At 67.1% G+C, this 21,477-nt stretch carries 25 protein-coding genes and 2 tRNA genes; 20 read left to right on the top strand and 7 right to left on the bottom strand.

Features of this window, described 5'->3' with window-relative positions; genetic code table 11:
- The first annotated feature begins 22 nt into the window (after window positions 1-22).
- Window positions 23-673, top strand: a complete 651-nt coding sequence (locus tag A5757_RS01975) for an MBL fold metallo-hydrolase (RefSeq protein ID WP_066828283.1) — start codon at window positions 23-25, stop codon at window positions 671-673.
- Here A5757_RS01975 and A5757_RS01970 read toward each other — a convergent pair.
- Complete coding sequence (locus A5757_RS01970) at window positions 660-1,475, bottom strand: crotonase/enoyl-CoA hydratase family protein (RefSeq protein ID WP_066828282.1); 816 nt, start codon at window positions 1,473-1,475, stop codon at window positions 660-662. The genes A5757_RS01975 and A5757_RS01970 overlap by 14 nt on opposite strands.
- Before the next feature lie 9 nt (window positions 1,476-1,484).
- On the bottom strand, window positions 1,485-1,814 hold the full coding sequence (locus A5757_RS01965; protein ID WP_197497227.1) for a hypothetical protein: 330 nt from the start codon (window positions 1,812-1,814) through the stop codon (window positions 1,485-1,487).
- Between the two features lie 36 nt (window positions 1,815-1,850).
- On the opposite strand from A5757_RS01965, the gene A5757_RS01960 reads away from it, so the two are divergent.
- The gene (locus A5757_RS01960; protein WP_066828333.1) at window positions 1,851-2,435 is read left to right on the top strand and encodes a TIGR03086 family metal-binding protein; all 585 of its coding nucleotides are present in this window, start codon (window positions 1,851-1,853) and stop codon (window positions 2,433-2,435) included.
- Here A5757_RS01960 and A5757_RS01955 read toward each other — a convergent pair.
- Window positions 2,432-2,914: a DUF4334 domain-containing protein gene (locus tag A5757_RS01955; RefSeq protein WP_066828280.1), complete on the bottom strand. Its 483-nt coding sequence runs from the start codon at window positions 2,912-2,914 to the stop codon at window positions 2,432-2,434. The two genes, A5757_RS01960 and A5757_RS01955, sit on opposite strands and share 4 nt — an antisense overlap.
- Complete coding sequence (gene hisC / locus A5757_RS01950; protein WP_066828279.1) at window positions 2,911-3,975, bottom strand: histidinol-phosphate transaminase; 1,065 nt, start codon at window positions 3,973-3,975, stop codon at window positions 2,911-2,913. The genes A5757_RS01955 and hisC overlap by 4 nt, the downstream gene beginning before the upstream one ends.
- Window positions 3,976-4,072: 97 nt before the next feature.
- Here hisC and A5757_RS01945 point away from each other — a divergent pair.
- Together A5757_RS01945 and A5757_RS01940 are read left to right on the top strand one after the other, a co-directional pair.
- A tRNA-Ser gene (locus tag A5757_RS01945) sits at window positions 4,073-4,164 on the top strand.
- A 15-nt stretch (window positions 4,165-4,179) separates the two neighbouring features.
- Window positions 4,180-4,252 (top strand) — tRNA-Arg (locus A5757_RS01940).
- 4 nt (window positions 4,253-4,256) lie between these two features.
- Here A5757_RS01940 and A5757_RS01935 read toward each other — a convergent pair.
- Complete coding sequence (locus A5757_RS01935; protein ID WP_066828278.1) at window positions 4,257-4,979, bottom strand: cutinase family protein; 723 nt, start codon at window positions 4,977-4,979, stop codon at window positions 4,257-4,259.
- A gap of 55 nt (window positions 4,980-5,034) precedes the next feature.
- Between A5757_RS01935 and A5757_RS01930 the strand changes: the two genes are divergently transcribed.
- The 12 genes from A5757_RS01930 (at window position 5,035) to A5757_RS01875 (ending at window position 16,572) form a co-directional block, all read left to right on the top strand.
- On the top strand, window positions 5,035-5,418 hold the full coding sequence (locus A5757_RS01930) for a nuclear transport factor 2 family protein (protein WP_066828277.1): 384 nt from the start codon (window positions 5,035-5,037) through the stop codon (window positions 5,416-5,418).
- Entirely contained in the window at window positions 5,418-5,921 is a 504-nt protein-coding gene (locus A5757_RS01925) for a metallophosphoesterase (RefSeq protein ID WP_066828276.1), read from the top strand. The genes A5757_RS01930 and A5757_RS01925 overlap by 1 nt, the downstream gene beginning before the upstream one ends.
- On the top strand, window positions 5,914-6,354 hold the full coding sequence (locus A5757_RS01920) for an MmcQ/YjbR family DNA-binding protein (protein WP_066828275.1): 441 nt from the start codon (window positions 5,914-5,916) through the stop codon (window positions 6,352-6,354). The genes A5757_RS01925 and A5757_RS01920 overlap by 8 nt, the downstream gene beginning before the upstream one ends.
- A gap of 13 nt (window positions 6,355-6,367) precedes the next feature.
- The gene (zwf, locus tag A5757_RS01915; RefSeq protein WP_066828332.1) at window positions 6,368-7,873 is read left to right on the top strand and encodes a glucose-6-phosphate dehydrogenase; all 1,506 of its coding nucleotides are present in this window, start codon (window positions 6,368-6,370) and stop codon (window positions 7,871-7,873) included.
- A 167-nt stretch (window positions 7,874-8,040) separates the two neighbouring features.
- On the top strand, window positions 8,041-8,658 hold the full coding sequence (locus A5757_RS01910) for a GntR family transcriptional regulator (RefSeq protein WP_231983856.1): 618 nt from the start codon (window positions 8,041-8,043) through the stop codon (window positions 8,656-8,658).
- 93 nt (window positions 8,659-8,751) lie between these two features.
- Window positions 8,752-9,996, top strand: coding sequence for an ABC transporter substrate-binding protein (locus A5757_RS01905; RefSeq protein WP_066828330.1), 1,245 nt, complete (start codon window positions 8,752-8,754; stop codon window positions 9,994-9,996).
- An 89-nt stretch (window positions 9,997-10,085) separates the two neighbouring features.
- Complete coding sequence (locus A5757_RS01900; protein WP_231983855.1) at window positions 10,086-10,949, top strand: branched-chain amino acid ABC transporter permease; 864 nt, start codon at window positions 10,086-10,088, stop codon at window positions 10,947-10,949.
- Window positions 10,950-11,933, top strand: a complete 984-nt coding sequence (locus A5757_RS01895) for a branched-chain amino acid ABC transporter permease (protein ID WP_066828274.1) — start codon at window positions 10,950-10,952, stop codon at window positions 11,931-11,933. It abuts the gene before it with no gap.
- Window positions 11,930-12,706, top strand: coding sequence for an ABC transporter ATP-binding protein (locus tag A5757_RS01890; RefSeq protein ID WP_066828273.1), 777 nt, complete (start codon window positions 11,930-11,932; stop codon window positions 12,704-12,706). The genes A5757_RS01895 and A5757_RS01890 overlap by 4 nt, the downstream gene beginning before the upstream one ends.
- Window positions 12,703-13,425 (top strand): ABC transporter ATP-binding protein, encoded by a 723-nt coding sequence (locus A5757_RS01885; protein WP_066828272.1) that lies wholly within the window; start codon window positions 12,703-12,705, stop codon window positions 13,423-13,425. The genes A5757_RS01890 and A5757_RS01885 overlap by 4 nt, the downstream gene beginning before the upstream one ends.
- Window positions 13,426-13,441: 16 nt before the next feature.
- On the top strand, window positions 13,442-14,653 hold the full coding sequence (locus A5757_RS01880) for a RidA family protein (protein WP_066828271.1): 1,212 nt from the start codon (window positions 13,442-13,444) through the stop codon (window positions 14,651-14,653).
- A gap of 41 nt (window positions 14,654-14,694) precedes the next feature.
- Window positions 14,695-16,572: an alkyl/aryl-sulfatase gene (locus A5757_RS01875; protein ID WP_066828270.1), complete on the top strand. Its 1,878-nt coding sequence runs from the start codon at window positions 14,695-14,697 to the stop codon at window positions 16,570-16,572.
- Here A5757_RS01875 and A5757_RS01870 read toward each other — a convergent pair.
- Window positions 16,569-17,330, bottom strand: a complete 762-nt coding sequence (locus A5757_RS01870) for an SDR family NAD(P)-dependent oxidoreductase (protein ID WP_066828269.1) — start codon at window positions 17,328-17,330, stop codon at window positions 16,569-16,571. The two genes, A5757_RS01875 and A5757_RS01870, sit on opposite strands and share 4 nt — an antisense overlap.
- A gap of 19 nt (window positions 17,331-17,349) precedes the next feature.
- Here A5757_RS01870 and A5757_RS01865 point away from each other — a divergent pair, with 19 nt between their 5' ends.
- The gene (locus A5757_RS01865; RefSeq protein WP_066828329.1) at window positions 17,350-17,952 is read left to right on the top strand and encodes a histidine phosphatase family protein; all 603 of its coding nucleotides are present in this window, start codon (window positions 17,350-17,352) and stop codon (window positions 17,950-17,952) included.
- A 20-nt stretch (window positions 17,953-17,972) separates the two neighbouring features.
- Window positions 17,973-18,995 carry a phosphotransferase family protein gene (locus tag A5757_RS01860; RefSeq protein ID WP_066828268.1) on the top strand — a complete coding sequence of 341 codons (1,023 nt, stop codon included), beginning with the start codon at window positions 17,973-17,975 and terminating at the stop codon, window positions 18,993-18,995.
- Here A5757_RS01860 and A5757_RS01855 read toward each other — a convergent pair.
- On the bottom strand, window positions 18,992-19,375 hold the full coding sequence (locus tag A5757_RS01855; RefSeq protein WP_066828267.1) for a lipopolysaccharide assembly LapA domain-containing protein: 384 nt from the start codon (window positions 19,373-19,375) through the stop codon (window positions 18,992-18,994). The genes A5757_RS01860 and A5757_RS01855 overlap by 4 nt on opposite strands.
- Before the next feature lie 96 nt (window positions 19,376-19,471).
- Between A5757_RS01855 and A5757_RS01850 the strand changes: the two genes are divergently transcribed.
- Window positions 19,472-20,383, top strand: a complete 912-nt coding sequence (locus A5757_RS01850; RefSeq protein WP_156618116.1) for a glycine betaine ABC transporter substrate-binding protein — start codon at window positions 19,472-19,474, stop codon at window positions 20,381-20,383.
- On the top strand, window positions 20,380-21,477 hold the full coding sequence (locus A5757_RS01845) for an ABC transporter ATP-binding protein (protein ID WP_066828265.1): 1,098 nt from the start codon (window positions 20,380-20,382) through the stop codon (window positions 21,475-21,477). Before A5757_RS01850 ends, A5757_RS01845 begins: the two co-directional genes overlap by 4 nt.

Below are 21,477 nucleotides of genomic sequence, written 5' to 3'. Positions count from 1 at the left end.
GTTGAGGTTGCAGGCTGGGGTCATGAAACAGATCCGACCCGACCTGTGGGAGACGCGAAGCCACTCGCCCTTCCCGGGACTCAACACCCACGCCTATCTCTGGACGCCGGCGCACGGCGAGAACGTGATGTTCTACTCGCCTGGTACCGACGACGACCTCGGTACCGTCGCCGACCTCGGCGGCGTTGCGCGCCAATACCTCTCACACCGCGACGAAGCCGGTCCGATGCTGGCCACGATCGCCGCACGGTTCGGTGCGCGGCTGCACGCACCGGCCGCCGAGGTCGACGACATCAGCCGATTCGCACCCGTCCACGTCCCGCTGGAGAAGCGCCACGTCGACGATCTCGGGATCGAGGTCATCCCCTCGCCCGGACACACGCCCGGCAGTACGAGCTACCTGGTCCCCGGAATCGGCGGTGAGACATACCTGTTCACCGGCGACACGATGTTCACGCTCTCTGACGGCGGCTGGGCGGCCGGCTACATCCCGCCGGTCAGCGACGCCGACCGGTTGGCGGAGACACTGCGCGACGTGCTGCGCCCGCTGACCCCCGACGTGGTGATCTCGAGTGCGTACCAGGGCGACGCGGTCCATCGGCTCGGGACCGAGCCGTGGTCGGCGTGCGTGGACGCCGCCCTCGAGCGGCTGCGCGCCGCTACTCCCCGGTGAACTCCGGCGGCCGCTTCTCGAACATCGCGGTGACGGCCTCTCCGAGATCCTTCGACGGCAGGAACGCCGAGTTCCACGCCGCGACGTAGCGCAGGCTCTCCGACACCCGGGCGATGCGCTGCTGGTCGAGCACGTCCTTCACGCCCTGGACGGTCAGCGGCGGGTTGGCTGCGATCTCGACGGCGGTGGCATGCGCCGCCGCTAGGGCAGCGTCAGCGTCCTCATACACATCGTTGACCAGGCCGATGCGCTCGGCGCGGGCGGCGTCGATGTCCTTACCGGTCAGCGCGAGCTCCCGCAGGTGACCGTCGGACAGGATCAGCGGCAGCCGGGCCAGGCTGCCGACGTCGGCGACGATGGCCAGCTTGACCTCGCGCACCGAGAACTTCGCGTCGGCGCTGGCGTAGCGGATGTCCACCGCGCTGATCAGGTCGACGCCGCCACCGATGCACCACCCGTGCACCGAGGCGATCGTCGGCGTGCGGCAGTCGGCGACGGCGCTGATCGCGGCCTGCATCTGCTGCAGTCGCCGGTGGAAGCCGGCGCGGTCTTTCGCGCCTGCGGTCAGTCCGGGCAGCTCGGCGCCCATCGCCATCAGGTCCAGGCCGTAGCTGAAGTTGCGGCCGGAGCCGGTCAGCACGATGGCGCGGACCTCGGGGTCGGCGTCGAGGATCTGGAACACCTCGGGCAGCTCGGCCCAGAAGGCCGGGCCCATCGCATTGCCCTTACCGGGTCCGATCAGCGTGACGCGTGCGACGCGGTCGGCGGTCTCGACGGTGACGGATTCGTAGGTGTCGCCCATGCCTGCAGGCTAGCGGCCCAGCAGGATCTCACTGAGCCGGGCCGCAGGCAGGTACTGGCAGATGGCGTCGGCCAGGGTCTTGGCAACCATCACGCCCTGCGATCCGAGCGGATTGCGCTGCGAGCCGACGAGCTCCTGCACGGCGGCGAGCTGGGCCTGCTCGTCGAGGTCGGCGTATTCGGCGCACGTCATGGTCTGCGCGGTGACCAGCGGCGGCCCGGGCTCGGTGGTCTGCGCGAGCGTGCCGGTCGTGGTCCGGGTGCACCCGCTGAGCAGGACCGTCGCCAGCAGTGCCGTGCCCACCCACACTCGCCCAGCCGTGCGCGCCCGCGTACCCATCTGGGCCACCTTATGCGTAGACGTAACGTGGACACCATGCGTAGCGACCTGCCGCAAGGACCCGACTCACCGCCCACCGACGAATTGCGCAGCGCCGAACTCAGTCTCGGGGTGCTGCACAAGGTGGTGCAGGGCATCGCCGAGAGCGACCTGGACAAGCGGACGCCCTGCAGTGATTACGACATCGCCGGGCTGACCGATCATCTGCTGCGATCCATCACCCTGTTGGGCCGCGCCGCCGGCGCCGACCTCCCCGAGCGGGACCCCACCGATTCGGTGGAGCGTCAGGTCATCCTCGCCGGGCGGCCGGCGCTCGATGCGTGGCACCGTCGGGGCCTGGACGGCTCCGTCGCCATCGGCGACCGGGAGATGCCGGCCAAGGCGCTCGTCGGCATCCTGTCTCTCGAATTCCTGGTGCACGGCTGGGATTACGCCTCGGCGATGGGCGTCGAGCTGCCCGCACCGGAATCGCTGTCCGAGTACGTCCTGCACCTCGCCGAGGGCATCGTCACCCCGGAGGGCCGGGCCGTCGCCGGCTTCGACGAGCCGCTCGACGTCGCCGACGATGCGCCCCCGCTGCACCGGCTGCTGGCCTTCACCGGCCGCCGTCCGGACTGTTAGACGCGTTCGAGGTAGAAGTACAGGTGCCGGCTTGCGCCGGAGCTGAAGTCCAGCGCGCCTTTGCCGTTCATGATGCCCAGCACCGCGTTGTCGTCGATCTTCTTGAAGTGGTCGTGGACCGGCGCACCGTCGTAGACCATCGAGGCGGTCACCTCGCCGCGGAACTCCTCGAGCCAGAGGCTGGCCTCACCCTTCATGGCCTCCGTGTTGGAGAACTTGTTCCCGTCGGCGTCCAGGCACACCAGTGGTTTCGCGTCGGTGGCCGAGACGAACGTCTTGCCGAACCAGTTGAGCCGCTCCATGAAACCGTTGGCCTTGTGGCCGGTGTGGAATTCGCCGCCCTTCCACTCGCCGAGCATGAAGTCGATCCCGGCCGGCTCCAGCGTGCCCCAGAACGCGTCGAGTTCGGCGTCGGTCAGGGTGCCGGTGCGGGCCTTGAGCTCATCGAAGGTCTGGCGGGCGGTGCTGACAGTGGTCACGATTCTCCAATCCAGGCGCGGGCGAAGTCGATGAAGGCGTCGTTCTCGTGCTCGGCGGCGACGGTGACGCGCACACCGTCCTCACCGTAGGGGCGGACCACCAGCCGGTGCTGCGCGGCCTTGTCGACGAAGTCCAGGGTGCGGTCGGCCAGGGGCAGCCAGACGAAGTTGGCCTGTGACGGCGGCAGGGTGAAGCCGGCGGCGCGCAAGGCCTCGATGACGCGGGTGCGCTCGGCGACGACGTCGTCGGTGCGGGCGAGGAGTTCGTCAGCGGCGTCCAGCGAGGCGATCGCGGCGGCCTGCGAGATGCTGGTCGCGCTGAACGGTACGTAGACCTTGCCGAGGGCGGTGATGATCTCCGCGTCGGCCACGGCGTATCCGACACGCAGGCCGGCCAGCCCGTAGGCCTTCGAGAACGTCCGCAGCACAACGACATTCGGATACTTGCGGACCAGCCCGAAGCTGTCGGGCACCAACCCGTCGCGGATGTACTCGACGTAGGCCTCGTCGAGGGCGACCACGATGTGCGGCGGCACCGCGGCGATGAAGCGGGCCAGTTCGTCGGGATCGACGACAGTGCTGGTCGGGTTGTTCGGGTTGCAGACAAAGATCAGCCGGGTGCGGTCGGTGATTGCGGCCAGCATGGCGTCGAGGTCGTGGGTGTGGTCGCGCAGGGCGATCGGCACCGGGTCGGCGCCGGCGGTGCGGACCTGCAGCGGGTAGATCTCGAAGCTGCGCCAGGCGAACATCACCTCGTCGCCGACCGAGCTGGTGATCTGGATGAGTTGCTGGCACAGGCTCACCGACCCGCAGCCGACCGCGATGTGGTCGGGGGAGAAGGCGCCGTCATCCAGCCGCTTGGCCAGGTGCTCGCGCAGGTCGAGGTAGCCGTTGTCCGGGTAGCGGTTGAGATTGTCGATGGCGCCCTCGATGGCCGCGCGCACGCTGGGCAGCGGTCCGTGCACGGTCTCGTTGCTGGCGATCTTGATGGCGCCGGGAACCGTCCGGCCCGGCGTATAGGCCGGAATCTCGGCCAACTCGGGGCGCAGGCGGGCAGTCACGCTGACCAGGATAGAGGTGCGGGCGCACCGGCCTGACGGCTGCTTTGCCTCTACCGCCGGCGCTTGTGTACTGTGTGCCCTCGGCGGTAATTCGTCAGGAGGCGTGCCAGAGCGGCCGAATGGGACTCACTGCTAATGAGTTGTCCGCCTTAAAGCGGACCGGAGGTTCAAATCCTCTCGCCTCCGCCAACAACTGAATAGCAAGCGCCCGTAGCTCAACGGATAGAGCATCTGACTACGGATCAGAAGGTTAGGGGTTCGAATCCCTTCGGGCGCACTCTCTACGGCTCGAGGCGTTGCACCGCGTAAGCGGCCGCCTCCTGGGTCATCCCGTTCACCCCGTACAGCGCATGCGCGATGCTCGGCTGCCCGCCGGGCGTGCCGTCGCAGATGGTGTCGCCCTGCGCGCACAACTCGATCGTCTTGGGCTGGTAGGCGGGGCCGATCACCGGTGCCGGTGCGTCGAAGGTGTTCAGGAACGCCTGTGACGGCAGCCCGAACAGGGTGACCGCCGAGACGTGGTCGGCGATCTGCGGCGCCAGCGGCTGTGGCACGAACGACCGGTAGTCGGCGGGCACCGCGTCCGGGACCGTGGCCGACGTCACGAACGCCGCCACGATCGCGCCCTGCGAGAACCCGCCGAGGACGATGTCGGTGTCCGGGCACGCCGCCGCCGTGTTCTCGATGTGGGTGCCGGCGTCACGGATGCCGTCGACGACGGTGCGGGCGAACTCCATGCGCTGATCGAAGTTGTTCGCCGCCGGATAGTTGACCGCGTATACGTTCACCGACCGCGGACCGGCCTGCGCACGGAGCGCATCGACGAAGCTCTGCCCGGTACCGCCCACCCCGGGGGCCTCCCCGGTCCCGCGGGCGAACACCACCTCCACGTCGGCGCACGGCGCGGGTTGTGCGGCCGCGATGGGCGCGCTCACCCCCGCCACGGTGGACCCGGCGGCGAACAACGCTGCGGCGGCGTAGCGGGCGAATCGGCGAGTGTTCATGGGCGCGTGGTTACCCCCGCCTCGAGACACCAAACGACGCGTAATCTCGGACCACATGACCCCACCGGTGATCCAGCGCTGGCACCAGTTCATCGAGGACGGCTCCGGAGAAGACGTGGCCGACCTGCTCGCGCCGGACGCGGTCTTCTACTCCCCGGCGCTGTTCAAGCCGCAGGAGGGCCGTGACACGACGGCGAAGTATCTGCGTGCGGCGGCGAAGGTGCTCGGCGGCGAGGACTTCCACTACGTCAACCAGTGGTACGGCGAGCGCTCGGCGGTGCTCGAATTCGTCGCCGACCTCGACGGTGTCCACGTCAACGGCATCGACATGATCACTTGGAACGACGAGGGGTTGATCACCGAGTTCAAGGTGATGCTGCGGCCGTTCAAGGCGCTGCAGGCGATCATGCCGAAGATGGCCGAGCTGCTGGCGCAGTGATGCGGCTGCTGCTCATCTCCGACACCCACCTGCCCAAGCGGGCGCGCGATCTGCCCGCGCCGGTGTGGGACGAGGTCGAGCGCGCCGACGTGGTCATCCACGCGGGCGACTGGGTCGAACCGCCGCTGCTCGACGAACTGGAGCAGCGGTCGAAACGGCTGATCGCGTGCTGGGGCAACAATGACGGCGACGAGTTGCGCCGGCGGCTGCCGGAGCGGGTGGATGTGACGCTGGAGGGGGTGCGGTTCACCGTCACCCACGAGACCGGTGCGTCCGGCGGCCGGGACGCGCGGATGGCCAAGCTCTATCCCGATACCGACGTGCTGGTGTTCGGGCACAGCCACATCCCGTGGGACACCACTGCCGCGACCGGGCTGCGGCTGCTCAATCCGGGCTCGCCGACCGACCGCCGCAGGCAGCCGTACTGCACGTACATGACTGCGACAGTCACCGACGGGGTGCTCACCGACGTTGAGCTGCACCGGCTGGAGCGCGGTGGCTGACCGGCCTGCCCGCCCCGCCGACGTGCACGAGATCGCCGCCTCGATGCCGCACACCACCAAGGTCGAGGGACCGAAGGGCAACGCGATCTACCAGGTCGGCGGCAAGTCCTTCGTGTATTTCCGGACTCCACAACCCGACGCCGCCGACCCGGATACCGGCGAGCGCTACCCGGACGTGATCATGATCTGGGTGGGGTCCGAGGAGGACAAACTCGCACTGCTGCAGGACCCGCGATCGCTGTTCTTCACCACCGACCGGTTCACCGACCATCCCTCGATATTGTTGCGCGCCAGTCGAATCGGCGGCATCGGTGTGACCGAGCTGACCGAGCTCATCCAGGACGCCTGGCTGGCCCAGGCCTCGAAGCGCCGTGCCCAGCGGTGGCTCGATGAACAGCCGTCGGCTTCGGCTGCGCCGACGCCGCGAGAATGACATCATCGCCAAGGTGGCCAACACCAACCCGCAGACCATCGCCTACCCGGCGCCCGGAGCGCATCCCCACCACCACGACGACGAACACGTCGATCCGCACGTCATCGTATTGTTCGGTGCCACCGGTGATTTGGCGAAACGCAAACTGCTGCCGGGGATGGCCTACCTCGTGCAGTCGGATCTGGCGCCCGCGATCCGGGTGGTCGGCACCTCGCTGGAGGATCTGTCCCACGACGAGTTCAGGGCGCTGACCCGCCAGGCCGTCGACGACTTCGGCAGCCACAAACCCACCGAGGAGGAGTGGGCCAAGTTCGCCGAGCGGATCTGTTACGTGCCACAGAGTGCGGGCCCGGAAGCGCTGGCCGAGGCGGTGCACGAGGCCGAAGGCGCGCTGGGCGCCGACGCGCGGCGGCTGCACTACCTGTCGGTGCCGCCGAAGGCCGCCACGGCCGTCATCACCATGCTCCGGGACGCCGATCTGGTGGATCGGTCGCGGGTGGTGATGGAGAAGCCGTTCGGCACCGACTACGCCAGCGCCGTGGAGCTCAACGATTTCGTGCACGAGACGTTCGACGAATCGCAGATCTTCCGCATCGACCACTTCCTCGGCAAGGAGGCCGCGCAGAACATCCTGGCGTTCCGCTTCGCCAATGGGCTGTTCGAGCCGATCTGGAACCGCAACTTCATCGACCACATCCAGATCGACATCCCGGAGAAGCTGGGCCTCGACCAGCGGGCCAACTTCTACGAGAGCACGGGCGCCTTCAAGGACATGGTGGTCACGCACCTGTTCCAGGTGATGGCATTCGTGGTGATGGAACCGCCGACCGCGCTGGAACCGCGCGCGATCAGCGAGGAGAAGAACAAGGTCTTCCGGTCGATGCTGCCGCTCGACCCGGCCAAGGTGATCCGCGGCCAGTATGCCGGATACCGCGAAACCGAGGGTGTGGCAAGAGATTCGGAGACCGAGACGTTCATTGCCCTGCAGGTCGGCATCGACAATTGGCGGTGGGCCGGCGTGCCGATCTACCTGCGCACCGGCAAGCAGATGGCCGAGGGGCAGCGCATCATCTCGATCGCGTTCAAAGAGGCTCCGCGCACGATGTTCCCGACGGGTTCGGGCGTCGGCGCGCAGGGTCCCGACCACCTGACGTTCGATCTGGCCGACAACTCCAAGGTGTCGCTGTCCTTCTACGGGAAACGCCCCGGCCCGGGCATGAAACTCGACAAGTTGTCGATGCAGTTCTCCACCCAGGAGACCGACCGCGTCGGTGACGTCCTGGAGGCCTACGAACGCCTCATCCTCGATGCGATGTGCGGCGACCACACGCTGTTCACCACCGCCGAGGGCATCGAATCGCTGTGGCAGCGTTCGGCACCGCTGCTGGACGACCCGCCGCCGGTCAAGCTCTACCAGAAGGGCACGTGGGGTCCCAACGCCATCCATCAGCTCATCGCCCCGAACGCCTGGCGGCTGCCGTTCGAGCGCGCCTGGCGGGAGAAGCCCCCGCAAACCTGATCGGCGTAACCGCTGTCTAACTGCGGTTCAAGTTGTATTCGCATACCGGTTGCGACATCCATCACAGCGTGTTTGGATACGAGACATCATCAGCTGTATACAGCAGCGTCGAAATGTATCGGAGGCGCACGGGCATGATGGCGGTATCGGCGGTCGGGAACACCGTGGTGACCGAACTTCGCAACGCGCTACTGACCGGCAGCATCGGCGCCGGTGTGCGCTTGTCGCAGTCGAAATTGGCGGAGAAGTTCGGCGTCAGCCGCATACCGGTCCGCGACGCCCTACAGACCCTCGCCGCCGAAGGGCTGATCGAGATGATCGACGGTGCGCCGTACTCGCGGCGGCTGTCGATCCTGGAGCTGCAGGAACTCTACGAGATGCGGATGGCGGTCGAGCCGTACCTGACGCAGGTGGCTCTCGCTCAGGTCGGTAGGGCCGAGATCATCCAGATGACAGGCTATTTCGAGACGATGTCGGAAACCACCGACGTCGTCGAGTGGCTCGAGGCCAATGCCAACTTCCACGCGACCATGTATCACCGGGCCAACCGGCCGATGACGATCGCCCACGTCGACCAGCTGCGCAAACTGGCCGACCGCTATCTGTACCTGCACCTGGCGGTCATCGGCAATGTCGAGCACCTGCAGGTCGAGCACGCCGCGATTCTCGAGGCGGCCAAAGCCGGTGACGGCCCCCGGCTCAACGCACTGACCCGCACCCACCTGGAGACGTCGCACGAATTCATCGTCCGCTATCTCCTGGCCAACGACGAGGACAACGCGTAGGGGCCAACCCCGTCCCGCGCTCGCATCTGATCCACCCCCGGCGTCGACGCCGGGGGGAGTTCTCGAACCCATTTCTCGATGAAAGGACACCTGATGCTCGGTCGCAGAAGCACTCTCGGCGTCATCGCCTGTGCGGCGATGGTCGCGTCGACCGCCTGTAGCGGTGGATCCGGCGGCGGTGACACCATCAAGTTCGGCTGGCTCAACGGAATCACCGGCGACTACTCGTCGTATTACGAGCCGTCGCAGGCCGCCGTCACCATCGCCATCGACGAGATCAACCAGGATGGCGGGGTCCTGGGCAAGAAGGTCGAGCTGGTCACCGCCGACAATCTGTCCACCGTCGAGGGCGCGGTCCAGGGCTTCTCACGTCTCGTCGACGTCGAGAACGTGGTTGCGGTCGGCGGTGTCGAGTCCACCGGTGGGCTGGCGATCCTCGACAGCGCCAACGAACTCGAGATCCCGGTGTTCTGCCCGGGTTGCGGCACACCGGAACTCGATACCGGCGCCGGCGACTACATGTTCCGCATCACCGGCTCCGACAGCGACGGCGGAACCATCGCGGCTCAGTTCGCGCGGGACCAGGGGGTGAAACGGGTTGCGGTGATGGCACAGAACACCGAGGGCATGTCTGAGCCCGCCGACATCTTCACCAAGGTCTTCGAAGGATCGGGCGGCGAGGTCGTCGCGAACGTCCGGTTCAATCCGGGGCGCTCCTCCTATCAGGCCGAGCTGGCCCAGGCCTTCGACAAGAAGCCCGATGCGGTGTACCTGGCCGCCGGTCACGAGGCTGCCTCGGTGATCTTCCGCGAGTGGCAGCGCCGCGGCTACGGCGGGAAGTTCTTCGTCTCACCGGACCTGGTGACCCCGCCGATCGGCTCACTGATGCCCGAGCTCGAGAACGGTGTCGCCATCGGCGCGATCGCCGCCTACGACACGGATTCCCCCGCCTACAAGAGTTTCGCCGAGCGCTTCAAGGCCAAGACCGGTCAGGAGCCGGCGGCCGGCGTGTACGACGCCAACCAGTACGACGAGTACATCGCGCTTGCGTTGGCCATCACGAAGGCGCAGAGCACCGAAGGCGCTGCGATCGCCGCGGCCATTCCCGAGGTGCTCAATCCGGGTGGTAAAGAGGTGTATTCGTACGCCGAGGGCCTCAAAGAGCTGGAGGCCGGCAATGAGATCAACTATCACGGCGCCTCGGGAACCCTCGATCTGAACGAGAACAACAACCTCGCCGCTCCGCTGTTCGGTGAGCAGTTCATCATCGACGGTGCCTGGCAACAGGTCGAGGTCATCGAACTCGACCCCGCGCTGCGGAGTCTGGTCAGCGGCTGACAGACGCGGGCCGGCGGTGCGGACCGCACGTACCGCCGGCTTTCCCTGCAGCGCAATCGATCTATCCCCGACCGTGAAGGTGGTGTGATGTGCAGTACGTGATCTTCGGCCTGGTGACCGGCAGCATCCTGGCGATGGCGACCGTCGGTTTCTCGATGGTCCGGCAGACCGAGGGTTTCCTCAACATCGCCCACGGTCAGTTCCTGGCGCTGGCAGCGTTTCTCGGCCTGATCGCGTCTCGCGACATGGGGGTTCCGACCTGGGCGGCGGCGCTGCTGGCCGCCATCGCCACGGGATTGGCCGCGGTGGTGTTGTCGGTGGTCATCTTCGAGCCGATCCGGCAACGTGGTGTGCTCGTCCAGCTCTTCTCCTCTGTCGGTGTGGCTTACGTGATCTACGGGTTGCTGATCATGGCCTTCGGCGCGAACCTGCAGCACTACGAGGTCTCGTTCGGGGCCACCTACCGGTTCGCCGGTGTGGAGATCTCCTTCGGAGAGATCGCCATCATCGTCACCGCCGCTGTGGCGATCCTGGCTCTGCATCTGTTCCTGACCAGAACGCCCGCCGGGATCTCCATCCGCGCGGTCGCCAGCAATCCGGATCTGGCGAAGGTACGCGGCATCTCGACGCGCATGGTGTCCTACCAGGTCTGGTTCATCGCCGGGTTCCTCGCCGGACTGGCCGGTGTCATGATCGGCGTCATCGGATCTGTCGGGCCTGAATTGGGCTGGCAGAACATCATTCTCGTGCTGGCGGCCGCGGTCCTCGGAGGCCTGGGCAGCACGTACGGAGTGATCATGGCCAGCCTCATGCTCGGATTGGCGATGGATCTCAGCTCACTGCTGATCCCGACGTCGTACCGCACCGTCGTCGCGTTCGTCGCGCTGATCATCGTGCTGCTTGTCAGGCCGAGTGGGCTGTTCAGCATGAGTCAGAGAAAGCAGGCCGCATAAATGCAGTCACTGATCGTCTTCCTCGTCGGCGTACTCACGCTCGCCGCCATCTACGCGTCACTGGCCATGGTGCTCAACCTCGTCGCCGGGTGGGCAGGCATGTGGGATCTCGGCGTAGCCGGGCTGGTCGCCGTCGCGGCATACACCTTCATCATCCTGACCCAGACCCGGGTCGACACCGGGCTGTTGTTCACGCCCGGATGGCCCATGGCCGTGGGGATCATCGGTGCGGTGGTGGTCACCGGCCTCGCCGCGCTGCTCATCGCCCTACCCTCGATCCGCCTCCGCGGCGAGTACTTCCTCATCACGACACTGGCTTTCGCGGAGGTCATCCACCAGCTGGCGATCAGTGAGAGCGGCCTCACCCGGGGGACCACCGGCTTCTCGTCGATCGACCGGCCCTTCAAGGATCTGGTGCCCGCCAGTGACTATCGATGGCTGCTGCTGGCTGTGGCGATCGTCGTCATGACGGCCGTTTACCTCCTGCTCAACCGCATGTCGAAGGCCCCGTTCGTACGCCTGCTGCGTGCGAGCAGGGACAACGAGGCCGTGGCGCAGTCGTTGGGCAAGAACGTGGTTCGGTACCGGCTCATCACCTATGTACTCGCGGGGGCGCTGATCGGTGTGATCACGCCGCTGTACCTGTGGCATGTCCGCAGCGTCGTGCCGTCGCTGTTCGTCTCGGAGTTGACGTTCGTGGTGTGGACCGCCCTGGTGATCGGCGGCATGGCGAGCCGCAAGGGCCCCATCATCGGGGCCGCCCTGCTGATCACCTGCACCGAACTCCTCACCTTCCTCCAGGGCTCCGCCGAATACGCCCAGCTGCTGGCGGCGACCCGCCCCGTGATCCTCGGCCTGCTGCTCATTCTGGTGCTGCGGTTCCGCCCGGAGGGGTTGATGAGTGAACGTTCGGCGTTCCGGTTCAGCGGCAAGACCCTCGACTCCTTCGTCGCTCCGAAAGAGAAGGTGGTGACTGCGAAATGACCGTCCAAACCAGCGAAGTCGCCTTTCGGGCCGAAGGCGTCAGCAAGTCCTTCGGTGGGGTCCACGCCGTCGACGGGGTGACGCTCGAAGCCCGCGCGGGCACCATCACCGCCATCATCGGTCCCAACGGGGCCGGCAAGACCAGCCTGTTCAACGTGCTCACCGGATTCGACCGGGCCGACACCGGCTCGGTGTCGCTGTTCGGTGAACGCATCGACGATCAAGCCGCATGGAAGATCGCCCGGCGCGGTCTGGTCCGGTCGTTCCAGACACCGGTGGGTTTCCCGCTCCTGTCCGTTTGGGAGAACCTGATGGTCGCCGGCTCCGACGCCTCCGAATCACCCTTCCGGGCGATCCTCGGTCCTCGCGCGTGGCGTCAGCTCGAGCGGGAGACCAGCCGGCGTGCGGACACGCTGCTCGACGAACTCGGGCTGACGGCGGTCAAAGACCAACGGCTCGAAGACCTCACTGCAGGCCAGACCAAACTGGTCGACTTCGCCAGGCTGCTGATGGCCCAGCCGCGCATGATGCTGCTCGACGAACCCGCGGCGGGCGTGGCGCCGAACGGCATCGGCCGCCTCGCGGAGCAGGTCAACAGCCTCCGTGAACGGGGCATCACCCTGCTCATCATCGACCACAACATCCAGTTCGTCTTCGAGGTGTCCGACTACGTGTACGTCATGGCCGAGGGCCGCGTCGTGGTGTCGGGCACCCCGGAGGAAGTCGCCGTACATCCCACGGTGGCCGAGATCTATCTAGGGACCGCCCGATGACCCTTCTCACCGTCGATGGAATCACCGCCGGATACGGCAAACTGCCGGTCATCCACGAGGTGTCGCTGTCCGTCAGAGCCAACGAGACCGTCGCCCTGGTGGGCCCGAACGGCGCAGGCAAGTCGACCCTGTTGAAGACGATCTTCAAGCAGGTCCCGCCGATGGCCGGGCGGGTCACCTTCCTGGGCGACGACGTCGCCGCCATCCCGGCCCACCAGCTGGTCAAACGCGGTATGTCCTATGTTCCGCAGGGCGCCAACACCTTTCCGGGGCTCACCGTGGAGGAGAACATCCGGGTGGCGCTCATGGCGATGGGCCGGACCAAACTGCGGTCCGGGATCGACGCCGCCTATGATCGCTTCCCCGGGCTGGCCAAACGGCGCAACAGCAGCGCCTCGACGCTGTCGGGCGGCGAGCGGCAGATGCTCGCGGTCGCCGGTGCCGTGGCGACCGGGCCGAAGTTCCTCGCGCTCGACGAGCCGACCACGGGCCTCGCTCCGACGATCGTGCAGGAGCTCATCTCACAACTGTCCGAGGCCACCAGGGACGGAGTGGGAGTCCTGTGGATCGTCGAGGAGAACCCGTCGGTGATCCTGCCGCACTGCGACCGCGTCCACATCATGCAGAGCGGCCGCATCAGCGCCGAACAGGACGTCGCCACGGCGCTCGACGACGAAACCCTCCGCAAGTTGTTCTTCGGGATCAACGAGATCCACTGACCAGGAAGGCGATGACATGTCGTACGCAAGCAACGGATCCCATACCGTCGAGACCATCCTCGACGAGCGTGTGGTGATCAGTGACGGACTGGTCTTCGTATCCGGCCTGACCGCCTCCGATCCGAAGGGGGGCGTACCACCGCAGGCCGCCGTCTCCGCCGAATTCCCCTATTACGGCTCGGACATCCAAAAGCAGACGACCTACCTGCTGGAGAAGCTGCAGAACATCCTGACGGCGCACGGCAGCGCGCTCGAGCACGTGGTCAAGACCCAGGTCTTCATCACCGACTGCCGCCTGTTCGACGCCTTCGATCAGATCTGGAAGAAGTTCTTCGAGGTGCCCCCGCCGCGGACGACGGTCGGCGTGGGTCCCGACTCCATGGCGATCCCCGGCACGCTCGTCGCCGTCGACGTCATCGCCGCCCTCCCCGAGGTTCTCGACATCCGGCAGATCGACAGCCCGCGACTGCCCAAACCGCTCGCCAACTACACGCCGTGCGTGGGCGCGGGAGACTGGCTCTTCCTCGCCGGACAGCTGCCCACCGAATTCGGCGATACCGGGCTGGCGCCGGAGGCATCGGTCAATCCACTGTTCCCACACCATAGTTCGGCGCTGCTCGCGCAGGCCAAGTACACCATCGACGTGTGCCAGACGCTGCTCGAGGACTCGGGCAGCGATTGGGATCATGCGCTGCGCGTGGCGATCTTCCTCAAGGACGTCACGCAGGCCCCGCTGATCGACGCGTTGTGGTCGGACATGTTCACCGGCCGCACCGCGCCGCCGTACCTCGTCATCGGAGTCGAGGAACTGCTCACCGGCGGTGCCGAGATCGAGATCGACGTGATCGCGGTCCGGACGGGCACCGCGAGCCTCCGACGTCTCGACGCGAACGGTTCGGCGGTGACGCAGGTCGCCACGACCGGCGTCGATCAGACGACGGTGACGCTCGCCCAGATCGACGTCCCACAGGAGGGTTACCGGCTCTTCGTGATCGAACAGGCGGTCCGTGCCGCGTTCGAGGAAGCGGCCGGTCAGATCGGGCCGAACACCACCCCGGTGAAGGTGCACGCCTTCCTGGCCGACGTCGCCGACATCTACGCGTTCGGCCGGGGACTGCCGCAGGAGTTCGCCGGAACGGCGGCGATCACCACCTCCCCGTCGGTGGGCGACACCCGGATCGGGCTGGAGATCTACTGCCGGGACGACGCCACGATGACGAAGGGCTGAAATACGCGCGCGGGCGTCGGTCCGGTGGCAGGGTCGGCGGTATGGAGCAGAAGCCGCCGACGGCCACCATCGAGTCCGCGCAGCGCGAGGCGCTGAGCGACCTGCCCTTCTCCGACACCCGGGATTTCGACGACGCCGACCGAGGTTTCCTCGCCGCGCTCGACCCGTGCGTGATCACGGCCGCCGACGGCCGGGTGGTGTGGGACAACGACGCCTACGGGTTCCTCGACGGGGATGCACCCTCGTCGGTGCATCCCAGCCTCTGGCGCCAGTCGACGCTGGCGGCCAAACAGGGGCTCTACGAGGTGGTCGAGGGCATCTACCAGGTCCGTGGATTCGATCTGTCCAACATCACCTTCGTCGAAGGCGACACCGGCGTCATCGTCATCGACCCGCTGATCAGCACCGAGACGGCGGCCGCGGCGCTCGCGCTGTACCGCGCCCACCGCGGGGACCGCGCAGTGAGCGCCGTCATTTACACCCACAGCCACGTCGACCACTTCGGTGGGGTGCTCGGGGTGACCAGCCAGGTGGACGTCGACGCGGGCACCGTCGTGGTGATCGCGCCCGAGGGCTTCATCGAACATGCGGTGCAGGAGAACGTCTTCGCCGGGACGGCGATGTCACGGCGCGCGACGTACATGTACGGCACGATGCTCGAGATCGGGCCGTCCGGTCAGGTCGGGTGCGGCCTCGGACAGCGCACGTCGACCGGTGAGGTGGCGGTGATCGTGCCGACTCTCGACATCGCGGCGACGGGCGAGACGCACACGGTCGACGGTGTCGAGATCGAGTTCCAGATGGCGCCGGGCACGGAGGCGCCGGCCGAGATGCACTTCTACTTCCCGCGCTACCGGGCGCTGTGCATGGCCGAGAACGCCACCCACAACCTGCACAACCTACTGACGCTGCGCGGCGCGCTGGTCCGAGATCCGCACGGCTGGGCCGGATACCTGACCGAAGCGATCGACCGGTTCTCCGACCGTGCCGACGTGGTGTTCGCATCCCACCACTGGCCGACGTGGGGCCGCGAGCGCATCGTGGAATTCCTGTCGCTGCAACGGGATCTCTACTCGTATCTGCACGATCAGACATTGCGCCAGCTCAATCAGGGCCGCACCGGCATCGAGATCGCCGAGGACTTCGAGCTGCCGCCTGCCCTGCACGCGGCATGGCACGCTCACGGCTACTACGGTTCGGTCAGCCACAACGTCAAGGCGGTCTACCAGCGCTACATGGGGTGGTTCGACGGGAATCCGGGTCGGCTGTGGCAGCATCCGCCGGAGGCCCTCGGGCCGCGCTACGTGGAGGCGATCGGCGGCGCGGACCGCGTGGTCGAGGTGGCGCGCCATGCTTTCGATGACGGCGACTACCGTTGGGCGGCAACGCTTCTCGATCACGTCATGTTCACCGACTCGGGGCATGCCGCAGCCAGGGAGCTCTATGCGGACACCCTCGAGCAGTTGGCGTACGGAGCGGAGAACGCGACGTGGCGCAATTTCTTCCTGTCCGGGGCGACCGAGCTGCGTGAGGGTAACTTCGGCACACCCGGCCAGACCGGATCACCGTCGATGCTCGCGCAACTCACTCCGGAGCAGATCTTCGACATGCTGGCCATCAACATCAACGGGCCGCGGGCGTGGGATCTCGACATCGCCGTCGATCTGACGTTCGCCGACACCGGCGACAACTATCGGCTGACGTTGCGCAACGGAGTCCTGGTGTCCCGCAAGGCTGCCGCCGACGAGTCGACGGCCCGCGCGACGGTGCGGTTCGCGAACAAGTTGCGGCTGCTGGCGCTGGCTGCCGGGGACGCCACGTCTCCCGGGGTGGAGATCGGCGGGGACGAGTCGGCGCTGCCGGCGCTCCTGGCCGCGGTGGATCGGCCCGATCCGAACTTCAACATCGTCACGCCCTAGGGCAGCCCGCCGTCCACCCGCAGGATCGACCCCGTCGTGAAACTCGAGGCCTCGGACATGAGAAACAGTGCCGCGCCGACGATCTCGGGGGGTTCACCGGCGCGTTCGAGGGCCAGGTGGCCGAACGGCTTCTCCGCCCCTTCGAAGTTCCACGCCTTGCTGATGTCGGTGAGGAACGGCCCGGCCATCAACGTGTTCACCCGCACGGTGGGCCCGTACGCCTTGGCCAGCCCTTCGGTCAGCGCGTTGAGCCCCGCCTTGGCAGCCGCGTACGGCAGCATGTACTGGTCCGGCCGCAGCGAGCCGCTGGAGCTGACGTTGACGATCCGTCCGCCGCCGTCGGCCATCATTCGCTCACCGCACAGCACCGAGAGCCGGAACGGCCCTTTGAGGTTCAGGTTGACCACCGCGTCGAACAGCTTCTCCGTCACCGTCGACAGCGATTCGTAGAGCGGCGACATCCCGGCGTTGTTCACCAGCACATCGAGCTTCCCGAATCGCGCATAGACGGCCTCGACCAGCCCGTCGAGCTGATCCCACCGGCCCACGTGCACCTGGTACGGCATGGCCGCCCGCCCGGTCGCCGCGGTGATCTCTTCGGCGGTCGCCGTGCAGGTGTCCAAATCCCGGCTTGCGATCACCACATCGGCTCCGCACCGTGCGGCACCGAACGCGATCTCCCGGCCCAACCCACGGCTGCCCCCGGTGATGAGGACGACGCGGTCGGTGAGGTCGTACAGTTCGTCGGCGTATCCCATGGGCTCATATGGTGTCACCGTGCAACTGCTTCTGATCAGACACGCCTTGCCGCTGCGCAGCGAACCGGGGGAGGGCTCGGACCCGGACCTGTCCGAAGCGGGTCTCGAGCAGGCCAAACGCCTGCCGGACGCGCTGGCGCGCTATCGGGTCACCCGGCTGGTGAGCAGTCCGCAGAAGCGGGCCATCCAGACGGGCGGGCCGGTCGCCGAGCAGCTGGGCCTGCAGATCGACGTCGACGAACGGCTCGCCGAATACGATCGCGACCTCACCCACTACACGCCGATCGAGGAGATCTCGAAGGAGGACCTCGAACGGCTGGCGTCCGGGCAGCTGCCCGGCGGCGTCGACGAGGATGCGTTCATCGCCCGGGTGCGGGCGGGTATCGACGACATCGTGGCCACGTCGGATCGCGAGGACACCGTCGCGGTGTTCAGCCACGGCGGGGTGATCAACGCGGCGGTGCACACCCTGCTGGGTACCGAACGCCTGCTGTGCGTGCAGGTCGACTACGTCGGCATCACCCGGCTGCTGTGGTCGTCGTCGCGGGAGTCGTTCTTCGTCGCGGGGGTCAACTCGACCGATCACGTCTGGGATCTGCTGCCCCGAAATAAGCAGTGGTAGGCCGGTGGTAGACATTGCGCATGACGTCTTCGCCACCACTCGAGGGGCTCGACCTGGGCGCGCTCGACCGCCATCTCCGCGACGAGGGCATCGCCCGCGCTGGTGAGCTGCGCGCAGAGCTCATCTCCGGTGGCCGCTCCAATCTGACATTCCTGGTCTACGACGACGCGTCCAAGTGGGTGCTGCGCCGTCCGCCGCTGCACGGGCTGACCCCCTCGGCGCACGACATGGCCCGCGAATACCGCGTGGTCGCCGCGCTGGCCGGCACCGCGGTCCCGGTGCCCCGCGCCGTCACGATGCGCGACGACGACTCCGTCCTGGGCGCACCGTTCCAGATGGTCGAGAACGTCGACGGCCGGGTGATCCGCCGCGCCGACGAGCTGGAAGCGCTCGGCGACCAGGCCACCCTCGACGGCTGCGTCGACACGCTGATCCGGGTGCTGGCCGATCTGCACGCCGTCGACCCGGAGGCCGTCGGGCTCGGCGACTTCGGCAGGCCCGTCGGCTACCTCGAACGCCAGGTGCGGCGGTGGGGTTCGCAGTGGCAGCACGTCCGCCTCGACGACGACGCCCGCGACGCCGACGTGGCGCGCCTGCACACCGCGCTCACCGAGCGGGTGCCCGCGGAGAGCCGCGCGTCGATCGTGCACGGCGACTACCGCATCGACAACACGATCCTCGACGCCACCGACGCGACGGTCGTGCGCGCGGTGCTGGACTGGGAGATGTCGACGCTGGGCGATCCGCTCAGCGATGCGGCGCTGATGTGCGTCTACCGCAACCCCATGTTCAACTACGTGCACACCGACGCCGCCTGGACCTCGGAACTACTGCCCACGGGCGACGAGATGGCGCAACGGTATTCGACGGTGTCAGGCCAGGAGCTCGTGCACTGGGAGTTCTACATGGGGCTGGCGTATTTCAAGCTGGCGATCATCGCCGCGGGCATCGCGTTCCGCGCCCGGATGGGTGGCACCGAGGACAACGTGGGCGAGGCGGTCGCCCCGCTCATCGCCGCGGGGCTCGAACAGCTCAGCCCTTAACGCATGGCCGCCTTGTAATTCTTCTTCGCGGCCCGCCGCAGCTGGAAGATGCGCGCGACGCTGGCCAACACGGCGATGAGTCCACCGCCGACGGCGGCCAGCAGGATCGCCACGCCCAACGGCAGGCTCCATTCCCAGCCGAAGAATTGCATGACAGCGGTCTCGGTGTTCTGTGCGATGAAGACCAGTAGGACGATCAGGATCAGGAGTCCGGCGATCACCGAGGACCACACGGCGGCTGCGCGGGTGAAATGAACTTTCTTCACGTCGGGCGGCGTGCGATCCGCAACCTCGAAATCGCCCGGCACGGGCGGGCCCGGATTCGGCGGACCCAGCGGGTCCTGCCCTCCGGGGGGCGAAGCGTACGGATCGGTCGTCATGGCTTCATTCTTGCCCTTTCGGCCCGTGATTGAAACCACAGGAACGTATATGCCGTTACTCTCCGCAGGATGTCGAAGAAGTTCGCGTGGAGCCGGATGAGGATGGCCGTCGTGCTGGCGGTGTCCGCGATCGCCGTCGCGGCCTGCGGCAGTTCCAATCCGCTGGGCGGAGGCGAGATCTCCGGTGACTTGAAATCGATCAAGGTGGGCTCGGCGGACTTCACCGAATCGAAGATCATCGCCGAGATCTACGCGCAGGCGTTGGAAGCCAAAGGTTTTGAGATCACCCGGCAGTTCGGTATCGGCAGCCGCGAGACCTACATCCCCGCCGTGCAGGACCACTCGATCGACCTCATCCCGGAGTACACCGGCAATCTGTTGCAGTACTTCGACAAGGAGACCGAGGTGACCACACCCGACGAGGTGGTGCTGGGTCTGCTCAAGGCGCTGCCCGGCGATCTGTCGATCCTCTACCCGTCGCCCGCCGAGGACAAGGACACCGTCGCCGTGTCCGAGGCGACCGCGCAGCGCTGGAACCTCACCTCGATCGCCGATTTGGCCGCGCACTCGGCTGAGGTGAAATTCGGTGGGCCATCGGAGTTCCTCAACCGCAGCGAAGGCCTGCCCGGACTGAAAGCCAACTACGGCCTCGACATCGCGCCGTCGAACTTCATCGCGATCAGCGACGGCGGTGGACCCGCCACGGTCCGCGCACTGACCGACGGCACCGTCACGGCCGCCAACATCTTCAGCACGTCACCGGCCATCGAGCAGAACAACCTCGTGGTGCTCGAGGACCCGAAGAACAACTTCCTCGCCGCGAACGTGGTGCCGCTCGTCGCCTCGCAGAAGATGTCCAACGAACTGAAGACCGTGCTCGACGCGGTCAGCGCGAAACTGACCACCGAGGCGCTGATCGAGATGAACTCCGCCGTCGAGGGCAACCGCGGCGTCGACCCGGACGAAGCGGCCGAAAAGTGGATCACCGACAACGGATTCGACCAATGATCACCTTCACCAATGTCACCAAGCGCTACCCCGACGGCACCGTGGCGGTCGACGACCTGAGTCTCGAGGTACCCGAGGGCACACTCGCGGTGTTCGTCGGCCCGTCGGGCTGCGGCAAGACCACCTCGATGCGGATGATCAACCGGATGATCGACCCCACTTCGGGCACGCTCGTCGTGGACGGTAAGGACGTCACCAAGACCGACGCTGTCAAGCTGCGCCTGGGCATCGGCTACGTCATCCAGAGCGCCGGGCTGATGCCGCATCTGCGGGTGGTCGACAACGTGGCCACGGTGCCGGTGCTGCTCGGGAAATCCCGGCGGACCGCACGCAAAGAGGCGCTCGCGGTGATGGAGCGCGTCGGCCTCGACCCGAAGCTCGGCGACCGGTATCCGGCGCAGCTGTCGGGTGGTCAGCAACAACGGGTGGGGGTGGCCCGCGCGCTGGCCGCCGACCCGCCCATCCTGCTGATGGACGAACCGTTCAGTGCCGTCGACCCGGTGGTCCGCGAAGATCTGCAGACCGAGATCCTGCGGCTGCAGAACGAGCTGCGCAAGACCATCGTGTTCGTCACCCACGACATCGACGAGGCGATCAAGCTCGGCGAGCGGGTCGCGGTGTTCGGCCGGGGCGGCAAACTGCAGCAGTACGACCCGCCGGCGCGGCTGCTGTCCAATCCCGCCAACGACGCGGTCGCGGAGTTCGTCGGCGCCGACCGCGGCTATCGCGGTCTGCAGTTCTTCCACTCGTCGGGCCTGCCGTTGCACGAGCTGCGTCACGTCGGTGAATCCGAGATCGACGCCCTGCAGCTGGCCCCCGGCGACTGGATTCTGGTCACGCGGCCCGACGGAACGCCGTACGCCTGGATCAACGCCGAGGGCGTCGAGCTACACCGCAACGGCGCCTCGCTGTACGACAGCACGATCGCGGGCGGATCGCTGTTTCGGCCGGACGGCACGCTGCGGCTCGCGCTCGACGCGGCGCTGTCGTCGCCGTCCGGTCTGGGAGTGGCGGTCGACGGCGACAATCAGGTGCTCGGCGGGATCAGGGCCGACGACGTGCTGGCCGCGCTGGACCGGCAACGGCGGGCCTGA

It is taken from the genome of Mycobacterium sp. 852013-51886_SCH5428379 (assembly GCF_001665575.1).
In the GTDB taxonomy this organism is placed as follows: domain Bacteria; phylum Actinomycetota; class Actinomycetes; order Mycobacteriales; family Mycobacteriaceae; genus Mycobacterium.
This window is presented reverse-complemented; position numbering and strand designations above follow the sequence as displayed.

Bases quoted from the DNA above. Each gene is read 5' to 3' on its own strand.
- A5757_RS01975 (WP_066828283.1), top strand. From the start codon at position 23: ATGAAACAGATCCGACCCGACCTGTGGGAGACGCGAAGCCACTCGCCC.
- A5757_RS01970 (WP_066828282.1), bottom strand. From the start codon at position 1,475: ATGGGCGACACCTACGAATCCGTCACCGTCGAGACCGCCGACCGCGTC.
- A5757_RS01965 (WP_197497227.1), bottom strand. From the start codon at position 1,814: ATGGGTACGCGGGCGCGCACGGCTGGGCGAGTGTGGGTGGGCACGGCA.
- A5757_RS01960 (WP_066828333.1), top strand. From the start codon at position 1,851: ATGCGTAGCGACCTGCCGCAAGGACCCGACTCACCGCCCACCGACGAA.
- A5757_RS01935 (WP_066828278.1), bottom strand. From the start codon at position 4,979: ATGAACACTCGCCGATTCGCCCGCTACGCCGCCGCAGCGTTGTTCGCC.
- A5757_RS01930 (WP_066828277.1), top strand. From the start codon at position 5,035: ATGACCCCACCGGTGATCCAGCGCTGGCACCAGTTCATCGAGGACGGC.
- A5757_RS01925 (WP_066828276.1), top strand. From the start codon at position 5,418: ATGCGGCTGCTGCTCATCTCCGACACCCACCTGCCCAAGCGGGCGCGC.
- A5757_RS01905 (WP_066828330.1), top strand. From the start codon at position 8,752: ATGCTCGGTCGCAGAAGCACTCTCGGCGTCATCGCCTGTGCGGCGATG.
- A5757_RS01895 (WP_066828274.1), top strand. From the start codon at position 10,950: ATGCAGTCACTGATCGTCTTCCTCGTCGGCGTACTCACGCTCGCCGCC.
- A5757_RS01890 (WP_066828273.1), top strand. From the start codon at position 11,930: ATGACCGTCCAAACCAGCGAAGTCGCCTTTCGGGCCGAAGGCGTCAGC.
- A5757_RS01885 (WP_066828272.1), top strand. From the start codon at position 12,703: ATGACCCTTCTCACCGTCGATGGAATCACCGCCGGATACGGCAAACTG.
- A5757_RS01880 (WP_066828271.1), top strand. From the start codon at position 13,442: ATGTCGTACGCAAGCAACGGATCCCATACCGTCGAGACCATCCTCGAC.
- A5757_RS01875 (WP_066828270.1), top strand. From the start codon at position 14,695: ATGGAGCAGAAGCCGCCGACGGCCACCATCGAGTCCGCGCAGCGCGAG.
- A5757_RS01870 (WP_066828269.1), bottom strand. From the start codon at position 17,330: ATGGGATACGCCGACGAACTGTACGACCTCACCGACCGCGTCGTCCTC.
- A5757_RS01860 (WP_066828268.1), top strand. From the start codon at position 17,973: ATGACGTCTTCGCCACCACTCGAGGGGCTCGACCTGGGCGCGCTCGAC.
- A5757_RS01855 (WP_066828267.1), bottom strand. From the start codon at position 19,375: ATGACGACCGATCCGTACGCTTCGCCCCCCGGAGGGCAGGACCCGCTG.
- A5757_RS01850 (WP_156618116.1), top strand. From the start codon at position 19,472: ATGAGGATGGCCGTCGTGCTGGCGGTGTCCGCGATCGCCGTCGCGGCC.
- A5757_RS01845 (WP_066828265.1), top strand. From the start codon at position 20,380: ATGATCACCTTCACCAATGTCACCAAGCGCTACCCCGACGGCACCGTG.